This window comes from Pseudoalteromonas 'SMAR', assembly GCF_048515945.1.
GTDB lineage: Bacteria > Pseudomonadota > Gammaproteobacteria > Enterobacterales > Alteromonadaceae > Pseudoalteromonas.
Genome location: NZ_JBLWMW010000036.1, coordinates 21,928 through 42,836, shown reverse-complemented (window position 1 = coordinate 42,836; position 20,909 = coordinate 21,928). Strand labels below are relative to the sequence as shown.

General features: G+C 44.2%; 20 protein-coding genes. 14 read left to right on the top strand and 6 right to left on the bottom strand.

Annotation, left to right across the window (positions count from 1 at the left end; genetic code table 11):
• The 5 genes from ACNKW2_RS14655 to ACNKW2_RS14635 all read left to right on the top strand — a co-directional run.
• A partial coding sequence (locus ACNKW2_RS14655; RefSeq protein ID WP_419149215.1) for a Tn7-like element transposition protein TnsE occupies nucleotides 1-627 on the top strand: 627 nt, incomplete at its 5' end.
• A 340-nt stretch (nucleotides 628-967) separates the two neighbouring features.
• Nucleotides 968-2,086, top strand: coding sequence for an AAA family ATPase (locus ACNKW2_RS14650; RefSeq protein ID WP_419149214.1), 1,119 nt, complete (start codon nucleotides 968-970; stop codon nucleotides 2,084-2,086).
• A gap of 12 nt (nucleotides 2,087-2,098) precedes the next feature.
• Entirely contained in the window at nucleotides 2,099-4,309 is a 2,211-nt protein-coding gene (locus ACNKW2_RS14645; RefSeq protein WP_419149213.1) for a S8 family peptidase, read from the top strand.
• 48 nt (nucleotides 4,310-4,357) lie between these two features.
• On the top strand, nucleotides 4,358-4,621 hold the full coding sequence (locus ACNKW2_RS14640; RefSeq protein WP_419149212.1) for a hypothetical protein: 264 nt from the start codon (nucleotides 4,358-4,360) through the stop codon (nucleotides 4,619-4,621).
• A gap of 2 nt (nucleotides 4,622-4,623) precedes the next feature.
• Nucleotides 4,624-4,944, top strand: coding sequence for a hypothetical protein (locus ACNKW2_RS14635; RefSeq protein ID WP_405128292.1), 321 nt, complete (start codon nucleotides 4,624-4,626; stop codon nucleotides 4,942-4,944).
• A gap of 236 nt (nucleotides 4,945-5,180) precedes the next feature.
• Here the strand turns inward: ACNKW2_RS14635 and ACNKW2_RS14630 are convergent, their stop codons facing one another.
• Together ACNKW2_RS14630 and ACNKW2_RS14625 are read right to left on the bottom strand one after the other, a co-directional pair.
• Entirely contained in the window at nucleotides 5,181-5,726 is a 546-nt protein-coding gene (locus tag ACNKW2_RS14630; protein ID WP_419149211.1) for a hypothetical protein, read from the bottom strand.
• Complete coding sequence (locus ACNKW2_RS14625) at nucleotides 5,723-6,769, bottom strand: AAA family ATPase (protein WP_419149210.1); 1,047 nt, start codon at nucleotides 6,767-6,769, stop codon at nucleotides 5,723-5,725. Before ACNKW2_RS14625 ends, ACNKW2_RS14630 begins: the two co-directional genes overlap by 4 nt.
• Before the next feature lie 120 nt (nucleotides 6,770-6,889).
• On the opposite strand from ACNKW2_RS14625, the gene ACNKW2_RS14620 reads away from it, so the two are divergent.
• Nucleotides 6,890-7,093 (top strand): hypothetical protein, encoded by a 204-nt coding sequence (locus ACNKW2_RS14620; protein ID WP_419149209.1) that lies wholly within the window; start codon nucleotides 6,890-6,892, stop codon nucleotides 7,091-7,093.
• Nucleotides 7,094-7,117: 24 nt separating this feature from the next.
• Here ACNKW2_RS14620 and ACNKW2_RS14615 read toward each other — a convergent pair whose 3' ends face one another.
• The 3 genes from ACNKW2_RS14615 to ACNKW2_RS14605 all read right to left on the bottom strand — a co-directional run bounded on the left by ACNKW2_RS14615 (nucleotide 7,118) and on the right by ACNKW2_RS14605 (nucleotide 9,308).
• The gene (locus ACNKW2_RS14615) at nucleotides 7,118-7,765 is read right to left on the bottom strand and encodes a hypothetical protein (RefSeq protein ID WP_419149208.1); all 648 of its coding nucleotides are present in this window, start codon (nucleotides 7,763-7,765) and stop codon (nucleotides 7,118-7,120) included.
• Between the two features lie 283 nt (nucleotides 7,766-8,048).
• Nucleotides 8,049-8,732, bottom strand: coding sequence for a substrate-binding periplasmic protein (locus ACNKW2_RS14610; RefSeq protein WP_419149207.1), 684 nt, complete (start codon nucleotides 8,730-8,732; stop codon nucleotides 8,049-8,051).
• A 177-nt stretch (nucleotides 8,733-8,909) separates the two neighbouring features.
• Nucleotides 8,910-9,308 (bottom strand): YbaN family protein, encoded by a 399-nt coding sequence (locus tag ACNKW2_RS14605; RefSeq protein ID WP_419149206.1) that lies wholly within the window; start codon nucleotides 9,306-9,308, stop codon nucleotides 8,910-8,912.
• Nucleotides 9,309-9,491: 183 nt separating this feature from the next.
• On the opposite strand from ACNKW2_RS14605, the gene ACNKW2_RS14600 reads away from it, so the two are divergent.
• The 5 genes from ACNKW2_RS14600 (at nucleotide 9,492) to asnB (ending at nucleotide 15,909) form a co-directional block, all read left to right on the top strand.
• Nucleotides 9,492-10,739 carry a Zn-dependent hydrolase gene (locus ACNKW2_RS14600; protein ID WP_419149205.1) on the top strand — a complete coding sequence of 416 codons (1,248 nt, stop codon included), beginning with the start codon at nucleotides 9,492-9,494 and terminating at the stop codon, nucleotides 10,737-10,739.
• Nucleotides 10,740-10,860: 121 nt separating this feature from the next.
• Nucleotides 10,861-11,295: a hypothetical protein gene (locus ACNKW2_RS14595; RefSeq protein WP_419149204.1), complete on the top strand. Its 435-nt coding sequence runs from the start codon at nucleotides 10,861-10,863 to the stop codon at nucleotides 11,293-11,295.
• Nucleotides 11,292-12,713, top strand: a complete 1,422-nt coding sequence (locus ACNKW2_RS14590) for a sodium:solute symporter family protein (RefSeq protein ID WP_419149203.1) — start codon at nucleotides 11,292-11,294, stop codon at nucleotides 12,711-12,713. Before ACNKW2_RS14595 ends, ACNKW2_RS14590 begins: the two co-directional genes overlap by 4 nt.
• A 109-nt stretch (nucleotides 12,714-12,822) precedes the next feature.
• On the top strand, nucleotides 12,823-13,893 hold the full coding sequence (locus ACNKW2_RS14585) for an aspartate/ornithine carbamoyltransferase family protein (protein ID WP_419149202.1): 1,071 nt from the start codon (nucleotides 12,823-12,825) through the stop codon (nucleotides 13,891-13,893).
• Between the two features lie 9 nt (nucleotides 13,894-13,902).
• Nucleotides 13,903-15,909 carry an asparagine synthase (glutamine-hydrolyzing) gene (asnB, locus tag ACNKW2_RS14580; protein ID WP_419149201.1) on the top strand — a complete coding sequence of 669 codons (2,007 nt, stop codon included), beginning with the start codon at nucleotides 13,903-13,905 and terminating at the stop codon, nucleotides 15,907-15,909.
• 124 nt (nucleotides 15,910-16,033) lie between these two features.
• On the opposite strand, the gene ACNKW2_RS14575 is transcribed toward asnB, so the two are convergent.
• Complete coding sequence (locus ACNKW2_RS14575) at nucleotides 16,034-17,311, bottom strand: carbohydrate porin (protein ID WP_419149200.1); 1,278 nt, start codon at nucleotides 17,309-17,311, stop codon at nucleotides 16,034-16,036.
• Nucleotides 17,312-17,582: 271 nt separating this feature from the next.
• On the opposite strand from ACNKW2_RS14575, the gene ACNKW2_RS14570 reads away from it, so the two are divergent.
• The 3 genes from ACNKW2_RS14570 to ACNKW2_RS14560 all read left to right on the top strand — a co-directional run bounded on the left by ACNKW2_RS14570 (nucleotide 17,583) and on the right by ACNKW2_RS14560 (nucleotide 20,858).
• Complete coding sequence (locus ACNKW2_RS14570) at nucleotides 17,583-19,541, top strand: methyl-accepting chemotaxis protein (RefSeq protein ID WP_419149199.1); 1,959 nt, start codon at nucleotides 17,583-17,585, stop codon at nucleotides 19,539-19,541.
• A 119-nt stretch (nucleotides 19,542-19,660) separates the two neighbouring features.
• Complete coding sequence (locus ACNKW2_RS14565; RefSeq protein ID WP_419149198.1) at nucleotides 19,661-20,512, top strand: D-hexose-6-phosphate mutarotase; 852 nt, start codon at nucleotides 19,661-19,663, stop codon at nucleotides 20,510-20,512.
• 103 nt (nucleotides 20,513-20,615) lie between these two features.
• Nucleotides 20,616-20,858, top strand: coding sequence for a hypothetical protein (locus tag ACNKW2_RS14560; RefSeq protein WP_419149197.1), 243 nt, complete (start codon nucleotides 20,616-20,618; stop codon nucleotides 20,856-20,858).
• Nucleotides 20,859-20,909: the final 51 nt, after the last annotated feature.

The window sequence follows — 20,909 nt, the reverse complement described above, 5'->3', positions numbered from 1 at the left end:
GTCGATGCAAAGCCTAGAAAAACCTCTGGCGGTAAAGAAGATGAAGATAAACCCGACACCCTACTACCAGGCGTAAGCACCGACGACCCAAATTCGCGAGGCGATACACCCCGAGCCGCCGTAGATGGCTTAGATGACTTAACCGACAACGCCGATTTATATCTCAACAAATTCGATAGCTTCTTCAAAATGCTGGAGATACTAGAACAAGAGCACGGTGTTAAACAAAGTAAGCCCATCGTTCGTAAGCTACCAGAAGTTGGCCGCAGCAAAAGACACTTTATGGATGACGGGTCTCCAAGGTGCATGACCATTGTGCGTATTGAACATCAAAGCAAAGGCTATTTCTTATTAGAGGTGGATACCTCAGATGGCAAAGCTTCCATTGCCACCAAAGTCATCTCAGCGCGAGCATTAGCGCCAAAAGGTAAGTTACGAGACTTTATACCGGAGATAGAAAGAAGATTGCTCAGCAACCAATTCAGTTGGCCAAAGAAATATTTTGATGCGCTGGTTGGAGAAGGCAATCACAAGAGTGTGTCGCATCAGCCTTCAAAAGACAAAGAGAAGCTGACTGAGGAAAAGATCGAAAGATGGGCTGAGCGATTGGTTGGGGAGCTAGGTTAAAGAGTTTTCCATTACACTAACTCTATTCGTTAAGTATCGAAAGCTTCAAAGCCATTTCTATTAGGGTATCAATGCTAGTAAGGATAGTTATTGTGGCCCAAACTTTATTCTGGAAGAAGTAATAAGAGGCTCGTAATTGTAAGCTGCCGGATTGTCCTAGAAATTAACTTTTTGAACTTATGAGTAGAATGCATAAATATCGCTATGAGCTTAATAATAATATGTGCAATTGAAGGTTGTTAGGTTTTTTTTGGTTTCTAGTCATCACGAATGTCCTTTATATATGGCGGATTGTGGTGTATATTGACTAGTTATGTATTTTTGGTAATTTTTAGTCATTATGGTTGGTGAAATAGATATTGTTGCTTTGTCGAAATTAGCTCTTTCTGGGAAAGAGGCTGATATTAGGCTTTATTTGGCAAAAGCTGTTAAGAAATTAAGAGCAACAGACCTTGAAACAAGTAAAAAAATAGAAGAGTTATTAAAGGATAACCCAACTCGATCTAGAGATGTATTACGTAAATCTATGCCAGAAAGTGACGCTGACAGAGTTTTAGAACCGTCAATGGATAGTGCAATACCTTTATTGAAATCTCAAAAAATGTATGAATCTCAAGTTGATGAGCCAATATTTGAACAGTCAATTGAGGATTCGCTTAAACAGGTTCTTAATGAGAGGCGTAATTCTGAGAAGTTATCTCGATTTGGGCTAAGACCCTGTAGCTCATTGATATTTCAGGGTCCTCCAGGTGTAGGGAAAACTCTAACAGCAAGCTGGTTAGCTTCAAAGTTGAAACTTCCATTCTATACGTTGGACCTTACGGCCGTTATGAGCAGTTATTTGGGTAAGACCGGTAGCAATCTCAGATCAGTGATCGATTTTGCGAAATCACACCCTTGTGTTTTGTTACTCGATGAAATTGACGCCATAGCGAAAAAGAGAAGCGATGAAGCGGATGTAGGCGAATTGAAGAGACTGGTAACGGTAATGCTTCAAGAACTTGAAGATTGGCCTAGTGCGGGTTTGTTAGTAGCGGCAACAAACCACCCTGAGCTTGTGGATCCTGCGTTGTGGAGGAGGTTTGATTTTGTAATTAATTTTAACAATCCTTCTGAAGCGCAAACGGAATCAGCAATTAGAAGTTTCTTGGGTAAAGATCTGAAATACTTTCAAAAGTGGCTGCCTTTGTGTGTTCAAGCTTTAAAAGGTACTTCTTATAGCAATATCAAAAAGACGATTGAGAAATTAAGAAAAACTAGGGTATTGACCCCAGAGTTTTTTGAGAAGTCGTTAATGCAGGCCCTCTTTTGCAATTTGGAAGACATGACAAGGCCTGAGCGTATTGAACTAGCTGTAAAACTGGTGTCAGATTTTAATGTGTCTCAAGTTAAGTCGTCTGAGCTTACAGGGGTAAGTAGGGACACGATTAGAAAGAAATTAAAGGAAAAATTAATTTAAGAGGTTAAGTTTATGGCTAACAATAAAAACTATTTGATAGGGAAAGCTGAGGTTTTGACTGAGTTAACGCCTCCTCCAAAAATGAAGCCAGACTCTAGTGGATTATACTCGATAGATGAGGTAATTAAGCGACTTGCTCCTCAAATTAAGCAGGCCGTTAGCCATGTAAACAACCTTTCAGATGAAGCTTGTCCCCGTGATTATGCTGTAACCAAGGTTACATTACATCCTTCATATATTTCTAAAGGACATTTTCCTAAAAAACTGCTTAGGGAAATGGGGGGTCGATCAATAGGAAGTAAAGCTACAACGGTTAAACCCGATAGATGGACACGTAAGGGAGAGCCTGAAGAATCTCCAACTACCAGCATTTTTGTTGCAGGGAAAAGAGCACAATTAGAGGATTTTGCGAGCGAAGTAGAGCATTACAAGCATAGCACTCTGGGAGCTGACGATCTGTCCAGAATTTGGAGTTTTGAAATTGTAGAACCAAGTGAAAAAATTAAACCTGGAACAGGTACTGAGCTTGAAGGTCATTTTGAAGTTGGTTTACAGCTGATACCTGGAACTTCATCTGATTTTATAAAGACTTCATTCTTACAATACGCGAGTAAACTAGGGTTCATCGTAGCAAGAGATTTAGCTGTAACAGTTTCAAATATATGGTTTTTGCCTATTTCAGGCGAAAGAGAAAATTTAGTACATCTTGCAAAGCATTCTTTTGTTAGAGTCCTAAGACCAATTCCAAGGTTAAGAACTTATGTTCCATCGGTGAGATCATCAGGGATCACAGCCACAGCAGAGCTCCCTGCCGACCCTCCTGTAGCGAATGATGTTCGAGTAGCAATATTAGATGGGGGGTTACCTGAGAATTCAATACTTAATCCATGGGTACACAGATACATAAAATCGGATCCAAATTCAAATGACTATGTAACTGGGGTTGAGCATGGGCAAAGTGTTACGTCGGCTTTCTTATTTGGGCCTTTAACTCCTGGGATGCAGGCTGCAACACCATTCTCGTTTGTTGATCACCACCGAGTGATAGACTCTTCAATTGAAAGTGATGATCCATATGAACTTTACAGGGTATTAGGGCATATCGAAGATATTTTGCTTTCGAGGCAGTATGAATTTATTAATCTTAGTTTAGGTCCCAGCCTGCCTATTGATGATGATGAAATCCATTCGTGGACATCTTTGATTGATGAATACTTAGCAGATGGAGAGACTTTCATGGCGGTTGCTGTCGGCAATAACGGCGATGCTAGTAGTGAGTTTCAGCTTAATAGAGTTCAGGTCCCTTCCGATAGCGTTAATGCTATTGCAGTAGGTTCAGCTTGTTCAACAAGAGATACTTGGGGAAGAGCTTCATATAGCGCCGTTGGTCCTGGTAGAGCTCCTGGGAGGGTTAAACCGGATATCCTTGCATTTGGAGGTTCACATAATGAGTATTTCCATGTGTTCGATAATTCAGGTAATACTGATGTTATTCCTGTTCAAGGTACGAGTTTTGCCTCGCCTTATCTTTTGAGAAAGGCCTCTGGAATAAGAGCTTTGATGGGTCACAGTGTTTCTGCGATGGCGATTAAAGCTTTATTAATAAATGCAGCGCAAGCTAAGAACTATGCGGAAACTGAGGTAGGTTGGGGGAAAGTACCAGATAATATTGAGTCCTTAGTTGAGTCGCCTGAGGGGGTTGCGAGAATTCTATACCAAGGAGAGTTGTTACCAGGTAAATACTTGAAAGTACCTTTACCAATGCCAGATACAGGTATTATCGGTAAGGTAAATATTAGAGCGACTTGTTGCTTTTCTACTCAAGTTGATCCACAAGACTCTTCAATGTACACAAAGGCTGGTGTGGAGATTAGCTGGTGCCCCAAAGAAGGTAAGTCGAAAGAGTCTTTCTTTAAGCAACAAAAAAGGGCTACTGAAGCTGAGCTGAGACGTGATGCCGCAAAATGGGAAACTGCATTGCACGCTAACCTAAATAAGACCGGTAGAGGCCTTTATAAACCTTATTTTGAGCTTCATTACATGGCTAGAGATGGCGGCGGTACGATTAGCGGTACGAAGGCTCCAACAATAAAGTACGCCTTCGTAATTACTCTAAATGCTCCGAAACATAAAGATATTTTTAACGACATTCTTAAGGCTTACAATAATGTTTTAACAGAAATAAAGCCTAGGGTAACGATTCCACAACAGATTAGAGTGTAATGATTGGAGTTAATTTTACTCCACTGAAGTATAAAATATAGAGGCCATATGGATAAAAAAGTTGAAGAACAAATTACAAAAGCTTTCGCAAATAAGAAATATGAGTGGAGGACTATTAGAGGGATTGCAACTGAGGCTAAAGCAACTCAGGACGATGTAAGACAATACATTAAAAATCACGGTTCAGATATAGTCAAATCGTCCTCCCGAAATGAAGGAGGGGAGTCATTATATACTTTAAGGAGCCTGTATCGCGAAAATGCAAGTGTAGGCTCTCGTATCTCTTCAATTTTTCGAAATCGAGGTGCTTAAATATGGAGTTTTTAAACTCAATTCAATCTTCAGTTTGGTTTGCTATGAGTGGGGCTCTTGCCATTAAGCTGTTGGAGCTTGCTGAATTACACAAAGTACCAACAGAAGAGCGTCCAGATTTTAAAGACTTGTTGTATTGGCTACCATTTTTCATTTTACCTCTCCTTGGTGGTGGATTAGCTTTTGTATATGTTTCATCAAATACTTTGCTGAGTCCTATTCTTGCTGTAAATGTAGGTTTGTCAGCTCCACTAATGCTTAGGGCTATGGCTCAAGCAATACCTATAGACCCTCCAGTAATTAAAACTCCCCCAGATGCTTAACTCTGCTGTGAAATTAACCTTCTGAGAGAATGAAACTTTATTATTCAGTATTTGGATAGTTGTGAAGGTTTAACCAGCGCCAGTATGAAACTCTATTTTCCCAGCCTTAAATTTCCAAGCCAAAACACAGGCCATTCAGCCCCGCTCAGTATGAAACTATATTGCGGGGCTACATTTTTGTGACTTAGGAATATAGTTTCATCCCAAACAATATAGTTTCACACTGAGTGTTTGGGTTAATTGTTACTTATTCTCTGAACGGGGCAGTTAGTGAGTAATCTGTTCCACTGCTTGATATTTAAACATTGAATGTCAAAACTTTTATTCCACCCTCTTTTTGGCCCAGAGAGCCAATTCGTATTTTTAAGCTTTGCCTTAAGAGCTGATAACTCTGGTGGCTCAAGACAGTTCATGCCAATGAGAACAATATACTTGAGTGGGAGGTTGGGGACACCTTTATCCATACTAAGATAAATTAAACTGTCTCTAAGCTTTGGAAACAGATGAGTTGATATTAACTCTCCACTTTTTAATTCTTTTGAAAACTTATTAAGTTGTTTTTCTCTTTGGGCCTCGGGAATTGCTCCGTTGTCGGGGTCTTTGATTTCTATTAACCAATACTGATTACTCCATTCAACAACAAAGTCGACAGATTTCAGCATGTGAGAAAGCCCGTGCCCATCTCTACCAGACTCATCTAGTTTAATTGCCGATCTAGCTTGTGAGAAGTCGAAGTATAAATCTTGTTCTCGCCAATTTGGGTTTCTGTCCCAATCTCTCATTTAGCATTTCCCAAAGAGTTTATTACTTCTAAATCATATAGACGTAGATATTCGTCCGCTATTTTATTGGGAGTAACACTGTCATACTTTGAAAAGGCGTGAGGCTCGACTCCGTCAGAAGTTTTTTCTAATGCAAAATAGCTAATGTTATTTGCTTGAGCAAAGTCTAATTCTTTAAGAAAGGCGTAATTGTGGGTAGCTAAGAAAATCTGTACGCCTCTTTCTGCCAGCATTACAAGTATCTTGGCTACATACTGCATTAGTGAAGGGTTTAAGTTTGCTTCGGGTTCATCCCAGAAAAGAGTATTGTTACTAAACATTGAACCATTATGGATAAGCTGCCAAATTAGAGCCAACTTTCTATGTCCCTCTGCCACGAGAGACATTTCTAGTTTCGAATTACCAGACTTTAATTGAAACTCATCACCTGAAATACTTACTTTGCCGCCAACAGTCTTTCGTATTAACTCTAATATGGGAGCCTCATCTTTTAAGGGCATTCCTTTTCGTGCTGGCAGGTAAGCTTGTTTAATAATGTCATAGTAAATTTCCTCAAAGGACAACTCATACTTGTCATATAGAGATATGAAGCCCGGTGCGAAAGATAAAACTTCTTTTACTGGGATAAATACAGGATCAGAGGAAGCGTCAAGACTACCCGTCAACTCGAAGCTTTTATGTCGCGTATTATTAAACTCAAGCCTTTTTGAATTACCGGATGTATCACGCAGTATAATTTTTGCATGAGTAGAGCCTTTTTTGCGCCTTACTAATCTGGACACTTGCCCTAAACTTGGACGAAAAACGTTAATTAACTTTTGCTGCAAACCACTAGAGCTGCTTTGTTGCTGCATACAGTACACAAGTTTCATTAAGTGCGTCTTTCCAGTACCATTTTCACCAATAAAAACATTTATTCCTTGAGAAAATGAAAGCTTAGCTTCTTTGAAAGCACCAAAGTTTTCTAAGTAAAGCTCGTCAAACACTTCAACTCCAAATTCAGCGATTACACTGGTTTTAGTCAGATAATTTTTAGTAATCATATAGGATGACTTGGGTAAAACAAGTTGTTAGTGATTTTTAGTTCATCTTTTTTGATAAAGATTGAGTTGCTAACAGCAGTTGCGCTATGCTGAAATTTCAATCAGTTATAGCGGTATATTATGTCTAGGAAGATTGGCCATACTGAGGCGCAATATCTTAAGTGGATTAAAGAGGGACGCGGTACTGGCGAGTATCAGGATTACAAGCCGTGGTTAACGGTTTATGATGCGCCATCCGATGGCCGTGTACATCGAGTCTTTGGTTATAATTTCAAACGAACACAACATTTAATAACTAAATTTGATCTCGGCGTTTCTTTTTAATTGACTTGCCACGTTTTCGGAAAATTAAAAGGTGTTAAAGTTGCCTTTGAAGTAGGAAATATCATCTCGTTCGGTGTAAGTGCTCTCTAACACTTCTCTAAAATTCAGAACATCTTTTAGATTTTCTGTGTTTAAATCATACTTGCCCCACGCATTGGCCTTACCGTCGGCACCTCTGTCGTAAGCCATGCCTTTCATCAAAACATCGGGAACTTGTTTGGCTAATTGCACAAGCTCTATATTTTCATTAAGCTTCTCTACCAAATACGTTTTTTCTTCATCACTGATAGAACCACTTACAACAAGCTGGCCACTTTGCTCAACAGAAAAGCCCCACTCTTGTTGTGCCAGCTGTGGATCTGACTTTTCCAGTTCACTCATAACGTCTTGGTAATGAGATTGCATATCTCTAAATAAACTGGGTAATTCACCAAAATAAAGCGTTTTAGATACTTTCGCAAACCGATCAGGCTCATAAACACTCACAGACGTTACTTCAATCTTGTGAAGATTAGGGTTGCTTGCCAGAGCAGGCTCATCATGCATATTGCTTTGCGCATGTTGCTGTTTGGCTGCAATGTTAATTTCATCGCTAATGGTTTTATTGCTGTCAGTTAATTGCTTTGTGGTATTAAGCAGGGCCTGACTAATGGCTGGGTTACCTATCTTCATAACATATTCCTTATACGTGAAGAGGGTTTATTTATCGGTAGGTTCTTTAAATTACTTTAGTAAAAGTTTTACCGAAGTTACTACAAGAAGTATGTGAAATCACAGACGAATAGTTAGATATTTATAATTATGAATGGCCTCATGGTTTACTTGGCGATATGGCATCAATTGGTTACCTTGAGGTTGCATAAAACTCTACGAAAGAATTGTACTAACTTGGGTGGAGTTACACATTGATGTCTTTTTTCCGACTATTTACTTGTAAATAGTCAGTAAAAAGTCGTTAAGGTAATTGCGCATTTAGCGCCTTTATAAAAGCTTCTGCAGCTGCGGTTTTAGCGCACTGTAAACGAAATGAATAACTGGCAAGCGGTGGACTGAGGGTGAAATCAAGTGGGCTGAGATCGCGCAGATTAAGCTGATGCAAAAACACCCGTTCATCAATAATGATGCCGTCGACACGTTGGCGCAGCAACATTGCAACCACACTTTGAACATCACCCGCTCGAGTAAAGTCTATGCTTGGCAGTATGGATTCTAACTGGGGGTAGCTGAAGCCATTAACTAAACCCAGCAACCCCCCTTTTTCTGCAAATTCGTGCACATTGGTTGCGCTATAACGGCTATTCGCCGAGGTAACCAGAACATCATTCATGGTAACTAGGTGTCGACTCCAAAGATATTGTTCTGGGTTCGTCACTAGCGCCTTAGATTTGGTGCGACAGTCAATTTGAAACTGCGAAAAGGAATCGGTTCGAGCTGCGGGTAATTGAACTATTTCTAGTTGATAACCCAGCTTTTTGGCCAATGTGCGCACCTTATCAACAATAAGCCCTTTGCCAGCGGCTGTGGTATACGGAGGATAGCCGCCGGTTGGGTAACTTAATACAACGCTCTGAGTTGGAGTATGTGTTGTCGTAGTGGTGATCAGTTGGCCTAACATGCTCAGACCTAAAAGCAGTTTCATCAATGTCATTATTACTTTTACGCTTTTGGCATACCTTTAGGTAGTTACAAACGATGCAGGCAGTAAGGATAAATATAGTCGAGGTATGAATATATTGCAGTGTAATAGGAGTTGACACTAAATAATTTTCAGAAAAACTCTGATGGCCTATTCGTATGCTTAGTTGAGAGCCATAAACTAACTTTGCACTGGTGCAAAAGAAGGTCGAGAATAAATGTAAGCCAGTACAATCACCTCAATGCCCGCGACCATCCACACCACCCAAACGGGTGCGCTACTGAGCCCAAGTGCCACAAGCCCAATGGCCATTCCCAGTGTGGCACCGATTTTACCCTTGATTGGGATCACTTGGTATTGACGCCAAGCCTGAAGACTGGGGCCAAATTTGGGGTGAGTAAGTAGCCATTGTTCGAGCTTAGGAGAAGAGCGAGTAAAGCAAGCTAGGGCGAGAATAAAGAAAATGGTCGTCGGCATGACCGGTAACGCGATACCAATAAAACCTAAGCCAACAAATAAAATGCCAGCAACATGGAGCCAAAAGCAGCGATTAAATAGCGGTACGGTTTGTTTGCGCATAGCGACCCTTGAAATACGCCTAGGCTGAAAGTCGTTTTCAACCCAACTGTATAAAAGCATATCACAGCGGCTGAATTTCGCGAGTTTTCAACTAAGCTAAAACAAAGGCGAATACCAGTGGCGCGCTATAAGAAGTGGAGGTGGACGATAACAGCGAGCGATTGGCAACGATAGGGGTAAAGTATGGAAATCAATCTAGAGCGATTAAAGTCGACGTTATTAGCATTGGCTGAGTTTGGTTACAACCTCGAAGACAAAGGGGTATACCGCCAAGGTTTTACTGATGAAGATTTTGCTGCACGAAAGTGGTTAATGGAATTGGCACAAAGCGAGGGGTTCGAGAGCCGAATGGATGGCGCGGGTAACGTTATTATTGCACTAAGTAACCCTGACATTGCCAACCAGCCCGCCGTGATGATGGGCTCACACTTAGACAGTGTTCCTGCAGGAGGGATGTTTGACGGTACGTTGGGAGTGATTGCTGGGCTTGAATGTTTGCGTGTGATAAAGGAAAACGGTATCAAACTTGAGCGTCCCCTTTGGGTGATTGGTACCAGTGAGGAAGAAGGTCGCTTTGGCGGTATGATTGGCGCCCAAGCCTTAACTGGAAAATTAACCCCGCATCAAATACTCACCAGCCACGATGCCGATGGCTACATGCTAAGTGACGCCATGAAAGACCAAGGGTTAGATCCCATGGGGGCGCTCAGTGCCAAGTTAGAGGCGGATCAGATCCATTGTTTTTATGAACTGCATATTGAACAAGGACCTGTGCTGGATCAAAAAGGTATCCAAATAGGTGTTGTGGAAGGGATCTCTGGCGTTTTTAAATGGATCGTTAAGCTCATAGGCAAAGCCGATCATGCAGGTACTGCACCAATGGAAATGCGCAGCGATGCCTTTATGGGGTTGGCTGATTTTGCTTACCAACTGGATCGTATTATTGCTGAAGAGGGAACAGACAGCACCCGGATCACTGTGGGTAAGGCCGAGCTTAAACCGGGTTTTGCCCACACCATTGCCGGTGAAGTAGATTTTACTGTGGTGGCTCGGGATATGGACGAGACGGTGATGCAATACCTCGAAGCGGCTTGCAGAAAAACCCTTTCGGCGATTGCGAGAAAGCACCACCTGATGTTTGAGTATGAGCAGGTTAGCTGGTTGTCTCCGATGAAGTGCACACCAAAAATTGTTGATTTTATTTCCAAAAAAGCAGAAGAGTTGGGTCTCAATTATCAAGTGATGCCCAGCGGCGCAGGACACGACAGTCAGTTTTTCTCAGAGATTTGCCCCACCGGGCTGATTTTTATCCCTTCCGTAAACGGCGTAAGCCATGCTCCGGATGAGTGGAGTCACTGGCACGATGTCGCGGCCGGTGCCAACCTGTTGTTTCAATGTGTTTTAGACAAGGCCGCTAAAACAACAAGCTAGTTTTTGATTTCTGGACAAATTTGAATCATACACTAGTCTTTGATATTACTAGTAACAGTTTGGACAACAGAAAATCAGGGTTATTTCAGATAGTGAAATAATTGATTTTAGGGATATGAGGATGTGGATCGCCCGTTTAGTCATGCTAGTTATGATCACCATGAGCTGCAATGGGCTTGCGGCCTCCCTGAGGGCGAGTGACGAGGTAGCAACGGCGGGTTTTATCACTCTTAATGTTGAAAATACTGCAGTAAAAAGCCCGCAGCACATTCAAGTTCAACACCTTGATAGCGACTTTTCATTAACGCTGAATCTTGCGCCACAGCAACGCGCCGTCACCATCAGCGGCCTAAGTGATGGCAACTACCGCGCCACGCTAATGACAACAGAAAATAACACCATTATTGCCAACACCACCTTCAAGGTTGAGCATCATGCTGTGAACCTAGCGCTGAGCTTATTTGCCTTGGGTCTCTTTCTTTTTCTCATGCTCGTTGCCTTTATCTCTTATGGCCATGTCAAAAATAACAACACAGAACAAGAGGGGGCACTATGATAGATGCCACTCTGGCGCTGGGGTTGGCGCTCGGATTTGCGCTGCTATGGGTCTTGTTTGGTTGGTGGGTCGGTAAAAAAGTCAAATCACACAATGAATTTGCTTTAGCTGGGCGCAATGTTGGGCTGGCGTTTGCCTGTGCCACGGCAATGGCCACTTGGGTCACCAGTAATACTACCCTGGTGGCGCCGCAACTCACCTATCAGTTTGGTATTTGGGGCATGATAGGTTATGCCTGCGCTGCTTTTGGCCTTATTTTATTTGCGCCTTTAAGTCAGCGCATTAAAACACTCTTGCCCCACGGCTATACCAGTGGCGACTTTATTCGCTTGCGCTTTGGGCGTTTTTCATGGTGGGTGTTCTTAATTATTTCATTTGTTTATGCCATGAGCTGGCTGGTGAGCTTGGGCATGGCCGGTGGCATTCTGCTGAATACGTTAAGCGGTTTAGACTACCACTTAGGAATGTCGATCATTCTGTTGATGTGCGTGGTTTATACCTTGTTTGGCGGCTTGAAGGCGGTCATTGCCACGGATTTTATCCAAGCCGTTATTATTCTTGCCGGCGTCGTTGGGATTGCCATTGTGGTGGCTAGCAACATCGGTCTTGAGCCAATTCATCAAAAACTCAGCGCCGATCACCCCAAATTACTCGACTTACTGTTTCCGGCCGCGGTGATGTTCCTATTCAATAATATCTTCTTTGGTCTTGGTGAAATATTTCACAGTAACGTCTGGTGGTCCCGTGCGTTTGCCTTTAAAGGAGGCATTGGCAAAAAAGCGTATTTAACTGCAGGGTTGCTGTGGTTGCCCATTCCTATTGTTACTGGCTTTATTGCGTTGGCGGCCCCGGTTTTGGGCTTGTACCCTGCCAGTGCCGACATGGTAGGCCCGCTGGTTGCGAGCCAAGTGTTGGGGTACGTTGGTTCGATTATTTTATTTATTGTGGTGTTCTCGGCGTTAGCATCGAGCTTGGACTCGTTGTTAGCAGCAACATCAGACTTAATTAACCAAGATATTTATGTGCAATACATTAATCCCAATTCCAGCGACGAGCAGCGGCTAAAAAGCGCCAAATGGATCATCGTGGGACTGGGGCTCGTCACTTGGTTACTGTGCTTGCCCAAAGTGGCAACCCTAGGGGCATTATTAAACTTTGCTGGTGCCTTCGTGGCCAGCACCATTTGGCCCATTGTGTTTGGTTTGTATTTTGCTCGTTTAACTGGCAACAGTGCTGGGCTGGCAATGTTACTGGGCACCTTATCTGGGTTGGTTGGTTATTTTTATATCGGTTTTTATGTCGCGGCACTGACATCGTGTGCCGTGTCTTTGGTAGTTTGTTTGGTTGCTTGGCGAACCAGTCAGCAATCGTTTCATTGGCAAGAGTTGGACGCTCAGAGTAAGGCGGAGGATGTATGATTTCTCTCACTGCATTTTCAAGCTTGGTTTGGATAGCCATTGTACTGAGTTGTTTATGTCCTGTGGTCCTTGCCGTTATGTTCTTAAAAGATCTTAAAAAGAGGCAGTTATGGTAAGTGCGCAGCAAGTAGAGTTTAATCGAGCGCAGCCTGACGTCTACGGGGATGCACACCCTAAGGCGCTACTCAGGACGATAGAAGAAGACTTCGACCGGCTTCACTGTTTAGAGAATAAACATATTATCAGTGTTGACCATTTAGACAGAGACGTATTGATCCAGCTGTTTCGGTTAGCTGCCAAATATGAAAGTAACCCCGCCAGATTTAGCTCGCCTTTGAGCGGGAAAATCTTGATCAGTGCATTTTATGAACCCAGTACACGTACTCGCCTCTCGTTTGAGAGTGCTTGGCACCGCTTAGGGGGCGATATTATGTCGATCACCGACCGTTCATCAACGGGTATCGCCAAAGGTGAGTCGCTAGAAGACGTGGCGGAAATGTTTAATAACTATGGCGACTGCGTGGTGCTACGCGACACATCGGTGGAGTCCATTGAAGAAATGATCCACTGCTTACGGATCCCCATTATTAATGCCGGTAACGGCATTGACGAGCACCCCACTCAGGCGATGTCGGATTTGTATACCATTTTTAAATGGCGACCCAGTTTACTGTTACCAGATAGTGAAAACTTTAAGCCCATTAAAATTGGTGTTATCGGCGTACCGAGTCAAATGCGCACGGTGCGTAGTTTACTGAAAATGTTTGTACACTTTCCACGCATTGTAGAAGAAATATTCTTGCTGTATGACGACAGTGTTGAAGGTGCGGTGACGCCAGAGCAAATTGCTCAGCTTGAGCAAGCGGGTGTCAAGGTCACTATTGCGCACCACCTGAATTCCGTCCTGCCAGAGCTGGATGTGGTTTACATCAACTCAATCGCTTGGGTCGGTGAAAGTTTTGAGACCTATGGTAAGTCGTTTAAATTAGACGCTAATTCACCGTTTAAATCGGACGCCATTGTCTTACACCCCCTTGCCCGTGGTGAGGAGTTATGTACCAGTGTCGATGCCACTCCTCATAATTGGTACTTCAGTCAAGCTCGTGGTGCGGTATTTCTGCGCCAAGCGTTGCTCACCTGCATGGTGCAGCGAGCCAGTACCGTAATGGATGTAATTTAAGGAGTATATATGTGCGGAATTGCGGGTATCTTTGCTAACAACGATCAGATAGAGCTCGACAATCAGCTATTAGTTAATATGGCTGCTATTCAACACCATCGCGGTCCAGACGGCTTTGGTTATAAGCAAATTCATGGCGTAGGTTTTAGCCATGCTAGGCTATCGATTATAGATTTGAATGAGCAGCGCGGCAGACAGCCCTTTTTAAGCTCGGATAATCGCATCATGCTAGCCCACAACGGGGAGTTTTATGATTATGCGCGGCTGCGGGCGGAGCTGGTGGCGCAGGGGGCACGCTTTCAAAGTAAAAGTGACTCAGAAATTGCCATTCACCTGTATCAGCAGTATGGCCTAGAAGGCATGCTCAAGCACTTACGTGGCGAGTTTGCGTTTTCTTTATATGACCAAAAAACCGATACCTTGCATTTGGTACGGGACAGATTTGGCATTAAGCCTCTTTACTACACTCAAACCGAAGATGAAGTGGTGTTTGGCTCAGAGTTAAAAGTGTTGTTTGCCAACCCCAAAGTGGAACGACGTTTCTCCAGCGAAGGATTATTTCATCAACTGATCCAGGTAATGGTGCCGGGGAGTACGGCATTTGCTAATGTTCACCAAGTTAAACCTGGTCATGTGGTGAGTATCACCCGGTCAAAAGAGGGTTTTAAAATTACCGATACGCCATTTTGGGATGTCGATTTTCCTGCCGCCGAGCAGTATAACCACGCCGAAGAAGAAGACTACTATATTGATGGTGTACGTAAAAAGCTGCTAGAGGCGGTGCAACTAAGGTTAACGGCAGATGTACCTGTAGGCTGCTATTTAAGTGGCGGTATTGATTCGTGCGCCATTTTAGGTCTGTCTTCCGCGGCGGCGCAGGCGCCGATTAAGGCCTTTACCATAGGTTTTGACAGCGCCGACTACGACGAAACTCCCATTGCTAAACAAATGGCCGAGGCCACCAAAGCCGATCATCATATTATGTCGTTAAGTGGCGATGAACTGTATGGCTACTTCGAGCAAACCCTATGGCATACCGAGCGCACCATTTACAACACTTTAGGGGTTGCTAAGTATTTGATGAGCCAGCAAGTGAATCAAGCAAATTATAAAGTGGTGATGACCGGAGAGGGATCGGATGAACTGTTTGCCGGTTATCCGGCTTTCCGTAAAGACTTATTTTTGTATGGTTTAGACGAGCTCGATAGCGAGGAAAAAGCGCAGTGGCAAGCCATGCTCGAGGACAGTAATAAGTTGTTTAAAGGCGCCATGCTGTCGCGAGAGCAGTACGACAGTGCCGCGTTGGATGAGGTGGTAGGCTTTACACCAAGCTGCTTACAACCCTGGTTGTCTTGCAGTGACTTTGCCCATCGACTGGTGGCACCAAAACATCGTGAGGCGTTAACGGGCTACGATCCAGGCAAAGCCATTGCACAAACCCTTGATAGCAAGCAGCTGGAAGGACGTCACCCACTTGATAAAGCCCAGTATGTTTGGATAAAGACCATGTTAGAGGGGCAAATTCTCACTTGGGGCGGAGACAGGGTCGATATGGCGAACTCCATGGAAGCCAGACCCGCCTTTTTAGATCATCACCTAGCAGAGTTTGCTTTTAGCATTCCACCTAAATACCGCATCAAAGATAGAAAAGAAAAGTATGTCTTACGTGAGGCAATGAAAGGTTTGCTGCCCGAAGTGCTCTACAAACGTGAAAAGTTTGCTTTTATGGCGCCGCCGGCCCATTCCGATGAGAAAAAGTGGACGGCAATGCGGGTATTGGCTGATAAGTATTTATCCGAGCAGGCCATTGCCGCGTCGGGTTTACTCGACTTTGATGCCGTAAATGCGCTGTTTGAGCTCCATGACTCGCCTGAGGCCGATGATTCATTAAAAGTGCAGCTTGATGCCGTGATTAACCACTTACTTGGAGTGCAGGTACTGCACAGCAAGTTTATTGCTGCCGATTTACCACAACAAGCGGCAGCACAAGCGGAGTCACTCGGTTGGTCTGCATAATTGTCATGATATGGCTTTAGCGAAACTAACATAAACAATAATCAAAAAAGGCTGAGCAACCTAGTTGCTCAGCCTTTTTTAATATATGCGTTTATCGCGTTCGCTTAATAGCGCAAACCGGCTATTAGAAATAATAGCCGAAGTTGATATTAAAGCGGCGCTCTGTTTCGTCGCTGTCGCCGGCAATAGAGCCACCCACAAATGGTTGGTTCTTCGCGTGGACTAAATCAACGTAGGTGAAAAACGCACCTGCCGCTAACGAAACGCCGGTGACATTCATCCAAGTGTCTTCAGAATTATCTGACTTGTCGTAGATGATGCCATAGTCATTGTAGAACTGTAGACCAGTGATTGGGCCAAACTCCACAGGCATGCTGTAAGCGACGTTAAAGTTCGACATAGTGGCTTCTGCTGCGATTGAGTCGTAGAACGCATATGCACCTACCGCCATGCGGTTGACGTTATCGATATCGTAGTTGTACTCACCGTGCTGAAGCTGAATGTTCCATGGGCCCATGTTGCTGTTTAAGTGTAATGCCCAAGCGTTATAGTCACCCGCTCGATCATTGCCATCGTGCAAACCGCCAGCTAGCGCTGAAACACCAAGTTCAGTGGTGCCGCCATCGTGTTCAACGTGATAGGCATAACGACCTGCGAAGGTGTTGTATTCACCAATTGGCTGCGCTGGGTTGTCATATACGCCATCGTCGGCTTGACGGAAACCAACCACATCGTACGAGTAACGGTCGCTACGGTCTTCAACATAGCCATCTACGCCACCAAGCTCGTCATTTTTAAAGAAACCCAGGTCGAGTTGCCAGTTGTCGCTGAGCTTACGCTTAAACACCACGCCCATGTCGTGATCATCTTCTAAGCCGATATAATAAGTGGTGTTAAAGAACCAGTTGTGTGAGTTATAAGGCCAGTTACCGAAAGGGACTTTGGTCATCCCGACCTGAGCTTGCCAAACATCGGCAAAATCATAATCAAGATACGCGTATTTCACTGCGCTCATGTAGTCGAAGAAGCGGATCTCGGCGTTTAAGCCAAACCCACCTACATTGCCCGAGAAGTTCAGTCGGAAAATATCAAAATCGAAGTCACCGCCACGATTCTTGTTATCGTCATCGTACGAGGTGTGGCTAAAGTTGGTTCTCACCGCACCGCCAACTTTGATAGTTGGTTTAGGGTCGGCTTTGGCAACTTCTACCTTTTTCTTCTCGGCTTTAACTGTTTGCTCTTTTTGACTACGAGCCTGTTCTTTCTTTTCAAGCTGCGTCAATTTCTGTTGAAGTTCAGCAAGTTGACGTTTAAGTGCGTCAATTTCTGAATCGCTGGCAAGCACTGAGTTAGAGCTAAGAGCTAGACCCAACGCCAGTGAGATAGTTGATACTTTTAACATAGATATCCCGTTGTTAAATGATTGAGCGCAAAATCTCGAACAAATAAAAGGTTAATGTTTCCAATGCTTATGACAAGCTATGGATAATAATAGCCTAAAAAATGAACTTTTCTGAAATTTCTGGAGCATTATGCCTCTTAGATCATAAACTTTTCTATTTCCAGAGACAAATATTGACCAACAAATAAAGAAAATTTAACAATTTAGTGTGATTCTTGCTCTATTTCGCCAGTGGACTATATTTTTGATATCAATGGTACGGTGTAGATCCATGAATATTTCATACAAACTAAAAGCTTCATTTGCCGCAGCAATTGCCCTTCCTTTAATCATCATCACGGTGTTGGTGATCAGTCAAACGCGCCAACAAGCCGTTGAGAGTTTTGCCCAGCTCAGTGACCGCGAAGCGCTGCAGGTCGATAATGGTATTGTGATGTTTTTTGATGAAATAGCTAAAGACGTTGACTATTTAGCATCACATGGTCGGGTGCAAGCGGCAAAACAAGATGTTAAAACCTATATGTCTACAGCATCAGCCACCATGCTGGACTCCATGGCAAACAGCAGCACCGAACGTGAAGCGTTTTCGTTGTTTGAACACTTTGGCGAGACTCATCCTGGCATTGCTTACATTTACATGGGGAATGAGCAAGGTGGTTATATTCAGTGGCCACAGGGGAATGTGAACGCTAACTACGATCCGCGCCAGCGGCCCTGGTATATGACCGGTAAAGAGGCCGGAGGAGACACCGTACGCACCAATGCCTATTACTGGGCTGCCGATGACATGGTCATTGTGTCCACGGTAAAAGCCATTCAGCAGGGTGGACGCACGGTTGGCGTCACCGGTATGGATGTCTCCCTCAAAGGGTTGACCAAGATCATCAGTGACATCGAGCTAGGTGAAACCGGTTATCTGATGCTGGTGGAGGACACGGGGAACGTACTGGTAGACGTCAAGCATGCTGATTACCGCTTTAAACAATTGTCCCAGGTCGATAATGGCCGTTATCGCGAGCTGGCACAGAACACCGAAGGCTTGTTTGAACTGGAGATCGATGACAAAGACTATTACGCCAATATTTATACTTCTCCGGAGCTTGGCTGGAAGTTTATTGGCTTAGTAGAGCAAAGTGAGGTAATGGCGCCGGCAAATAATATGACGGTTACCATTGTGCTGATCAGTATTGTATTAATCGTGGTGTTTTTATTGTTAGCGAGCTACATTTCGAAGCTGATCTCTGGACCTATTGTCGAAGTGAGTGATGGTCTTACTGAAATTTCTCAAGGAGGCGGCGATCTCACTCAGCGCCTGAATATTAAAACCGAAGACGAAACTGGCAAATTAGCCAACAGCTTTAACTTATTCTTAAACCTAATTGCTGAGCTGGTAAAACAAATTAATGAATGTGCTCAGCAAGTAAGTACCACAGCCACGCTTACGGCCGAGCAATCAGAGCAGCTAAATGGCGCAACGGGTCAACAGCAACAAGCATTAGAAATGGCCGCCACGGCAATTAACCAAATGGCAGCCACCGCTAACGAGGTGGCCGCAAGCTGCGCCAATGCCGCGGAGTTGGCTGGGCAAACGCAACAAGCTTCTGAAATTGGCCAAAGGGTCATTACCCAGTCGGTCGACAGCGTGGCGTCTTTGTCTGAAGTCATTAATAAAGCGACCTCGGATATTATGCAGCTCGACTCCGAAAGCGAGAACATCATGTCGATTTTGAGCGTTATCCGTGGCATTGCCGAGCAAACCAACCTACTGGCTTTAAATGCTGCAATCGAAGCGGCGAGAGCCGGTGAGCACGGCCGAGGGTTTGCGGTCGTAGCCGATGAGGTTCGAGCGTTATCACAGCGGACCTCCGAATCCACCGAAGAAATTGCCTCTCAGCTCGATAAATTACGTAAAATGAGTGAGCAAGTGTCTGGCGAAATGAAGCGTAGTTTGGAGGTCACCGAGCAGACGGTGGAGTTAACCAACTCGGCGCAGCAGCAATTTAGCGAGATAACCCAATCGATAGTGAACATCAGCGACTTAAATACCCAAATTGCCACGGCCGCGGAGCAACAACAACATGTGGCCGAAGACATTAACCGCAATGTTGTCGAGATCAAAAACGCAGCGGATAACGTCAGCGATATTGCCGCGAACACCAACGACAATGGCGTGCAGCTAAAAAGCTTGTCAGATAAGCTCGCGGAATTGGTGGGCAAGTTTAAGGTATAGCCGGCTCAGCTAGGCTCGCTGACGGTGGTTGAAACTATTTCAGTTTCTTTTGATAACAGTTTACTCAACGGCGTTAAGTGGTATGGTAAAACTATCATTGAATTGACCTAGGAATGACCATGGAACTATCACCTTCTGTTGCCATTGAGCGGACTGAATCTGGGCTGGAGTACATCGCAGTAAACTCACCGCTTTGTCAGGCAAAAATCTTTCTTCAAGGAGCGCAATTAACCGAATTTATTCCCGCAGGTAAAAGCAACCTGATTTGGGTATCGCAAGCCGAAGACTACATGGAAGGCAAGCCCGTACGCGGCGGGATCCCTATTTGTTGGCCTTGGTTTGGAGTACACAAAAACAGCGATTGGCCAATTCATGGGGTGGCGAGGAATTTACTATGGCGGGCTGATAGTGTTGAGGAAACGGCAACAGAAATCAGGGTTAAATTAACCTTGCCGATGCTTCAGGTAGACGAGCAATATTGGCCATACGAATCAACGCTGGCGGTGGAGTTTGTGCTGTCAGAGCAACTCACGGTGCAGTTGACCAATACCAATACCGGCAAGCAAGCGTTCACTCTCACTCAGGCTCTACACACCTATTTTCCGACCCCAGAAATTAGCAATACCACGGTCGATGGCTTACAAGGTGCCAGCTACATTGAGTTTGGCGAAGGGCCATTTGCACAAACCGAGGTGGTGGGGTTCGCCAGAGAAACCGACATGGTTTATACCCAAGCAACTGCCACGCAAACGATTAACACGCCAGCAGGGATCATTGAGGTCAAGCGTGAAAATTCACAGTCTTGTGTGCTTTGGAATCCTTGGGTTGAAAAGTCAAAACGCTTAAGTAACTTCAACGACGAAGAGTATCAAACAATGTTGTGCCTTGAGGCGGCGAATGTGATGGAAGATGCGGTGCATTTAGAGCCCGGGCAGAGTCACACCTTGAGTACATCAATTCGTTGGCTATAACGCCTAATTGATAATAATTATCATTAACATATAATAAAAGAGGTTATACCAATTCGCTTAATTAAGTGGATTGATATTAGTCTACGCTAGCAAGGAGCTAATAATGACCCTCTTTTTTTATTGCTTTGCCGCAGTGTGTTTTTACGTCGCAGCGACACTGGCTAAGTGGCGGCGCAAAAAAGTGCAAACAACCGCGAGCTTAGTGGTGCTAAGTAGCGCTGCTTCGTTGGCATTGGCTATGTGGCGCTCTGGCTTAACGGTTGAGCTGGTGCTCATGGTGTTTGTTATTGCCTTTGCGGTATTAAAACTGGCCATCACCCCAGCCAGTATGGACCACCCCTTGTAACGCCGCCAATAAAAGCCTAACTATTGCTCCCCATCTCTTGCTAAGCTTTAG

Bases quoted from the DNA above. Each gene is read 5' to 3' on its own strand.
- ACNKW2_RS14650 (WP_419149214.1), top strand. From the start codon at position 968: ATGGTTGGTGAAATAGATATTGTTGCTTTGTCGAAATTAGCTCTTTCT.
- ACNKW2_RS14645 (WP_419149213.1), top strand. From the start codon at position 2,099: ATGGCTAACAATAAAAACTATTTGATAGGGAAAGCTGAGGTTTTGACT.
- ACNKW2_RS14640 (WP_419149212.1), top strand. From the start codon at position 4,358: ATGGATAAAAAAGTTGAAGAACAAATTACAAAAGCTTTCGCAAATAAG.
- ACNKW2_RS14635 (WP_405128292.1), top strand. From the start codon at position 4,624: ATGGAGTTTTTAAACTCAATTCAATCTTCAGTTTGGTTTGCTATGAGT.
- ACNKW2_RS14630 (WP_419149211.1), bottom strand. From the start codon at position 5,726: ATGAGAGATTGGGACAGAAACCCAAATTGGCGAGAACAAGATTTATAC.
- ACNKW2_RS14625 (WP_419149210.1), bottom strand. From the start codon at position 6,769: ATGATTACTAAAAATTATCTGACTAAAACCAGTGTAATCGCTGAATTT.
- ACNKW2_RS14620 (WP_419149209.1), top strand. From the start codon at position 6,890: ATGTCTAGGAAGATTGGCCATACTGAGGCGCAATATCTTAAGTGGATT.
- ACNKW2_RS14615 (WP_419149208.1), bottom strand. From the start codon at position 7,765: ATGAAGATAGGTAACCCAGCCATTAGTCAGGCCCTGCTTAATACCACA.
- ACNKW2_RS14610 (WP_419149207.1), bottom strand. From the start codon at position 8,732: ATGAAACTGCTTTTAGGTCTGAGCATGTTAGGCCAACTGATCACCACT.
- ACNKW2_RS14605 (WP_419149206.1), bottom strand. From the start codon at position 9,308: ATGCGCAAACAAACCGTACCGCTATTTAATCGCTGCTTTTGGCTCCAT.
- ACNKW2_RS14600 (WP_419149205.1), top strand. From the start codon at position 9,492: ATGGAAATCAATCTAGAGCGATTAAAGTCGACGTTATTAGCATTGGCT.
- ACNKW2_RS14595 (WP_419149204.1), top strand. From the start codon at position 10,861: ATGTGGATCGCCCGTTTAGTCATGCTAGTTATGATCACCATGAGCTGC.
- ACNKW2_RS14590 (WP_419149203.1), top strand. From the start codon at position 11,292: ATGATAGATGCCACTCTGGCGCTGGGGTTGGCGCTCGGATTTGCGCTG.
- ACNKW2_RS14585 (WP_419149202.1), top strand. From the start codon at position 12,823: ATGGTAAGTGCGCAGCAAGTAGAGTTTAATCGAGCGCAGCCTGACGTC.
- asnB (WP_419149201.1), top strand. From the start codon at position 13,903: ATGTGCGGAATTGCGGGTATCTTTGCTAACAACGATCAGATAGAGCTC.
- ACNKW2_RS14575 (WP_419149200.1), bottom strand. From the start codon at position 17,311: ATGTTAAAAGTATCAACTATCTCACTGGCGTTGGGTCTAGCTCTTAGC.
- ACNKW2_RS14570 (WP_419149199.1), top strand. From the start codon at position 17,583: ATGAATATTTCATACAAACTAAAAGCTTCATTTGCCGCAGCAATTGCC.
- ACNKW2_RS14565 (WP_419149198.1), top strand. From the start codon at position 19,661: ATGGAACTATCACCTTCTGTTGCCATTGAGCGGACTGAATCTGGGCTG.
- ACNKW2_RS14560 (WP_419149197.1), top strand. From the start codon at position 20,616: ATGACCCTCTTTTTTTATTGCTTTGCCGCAGTGTGTTTTTACGTCGCA.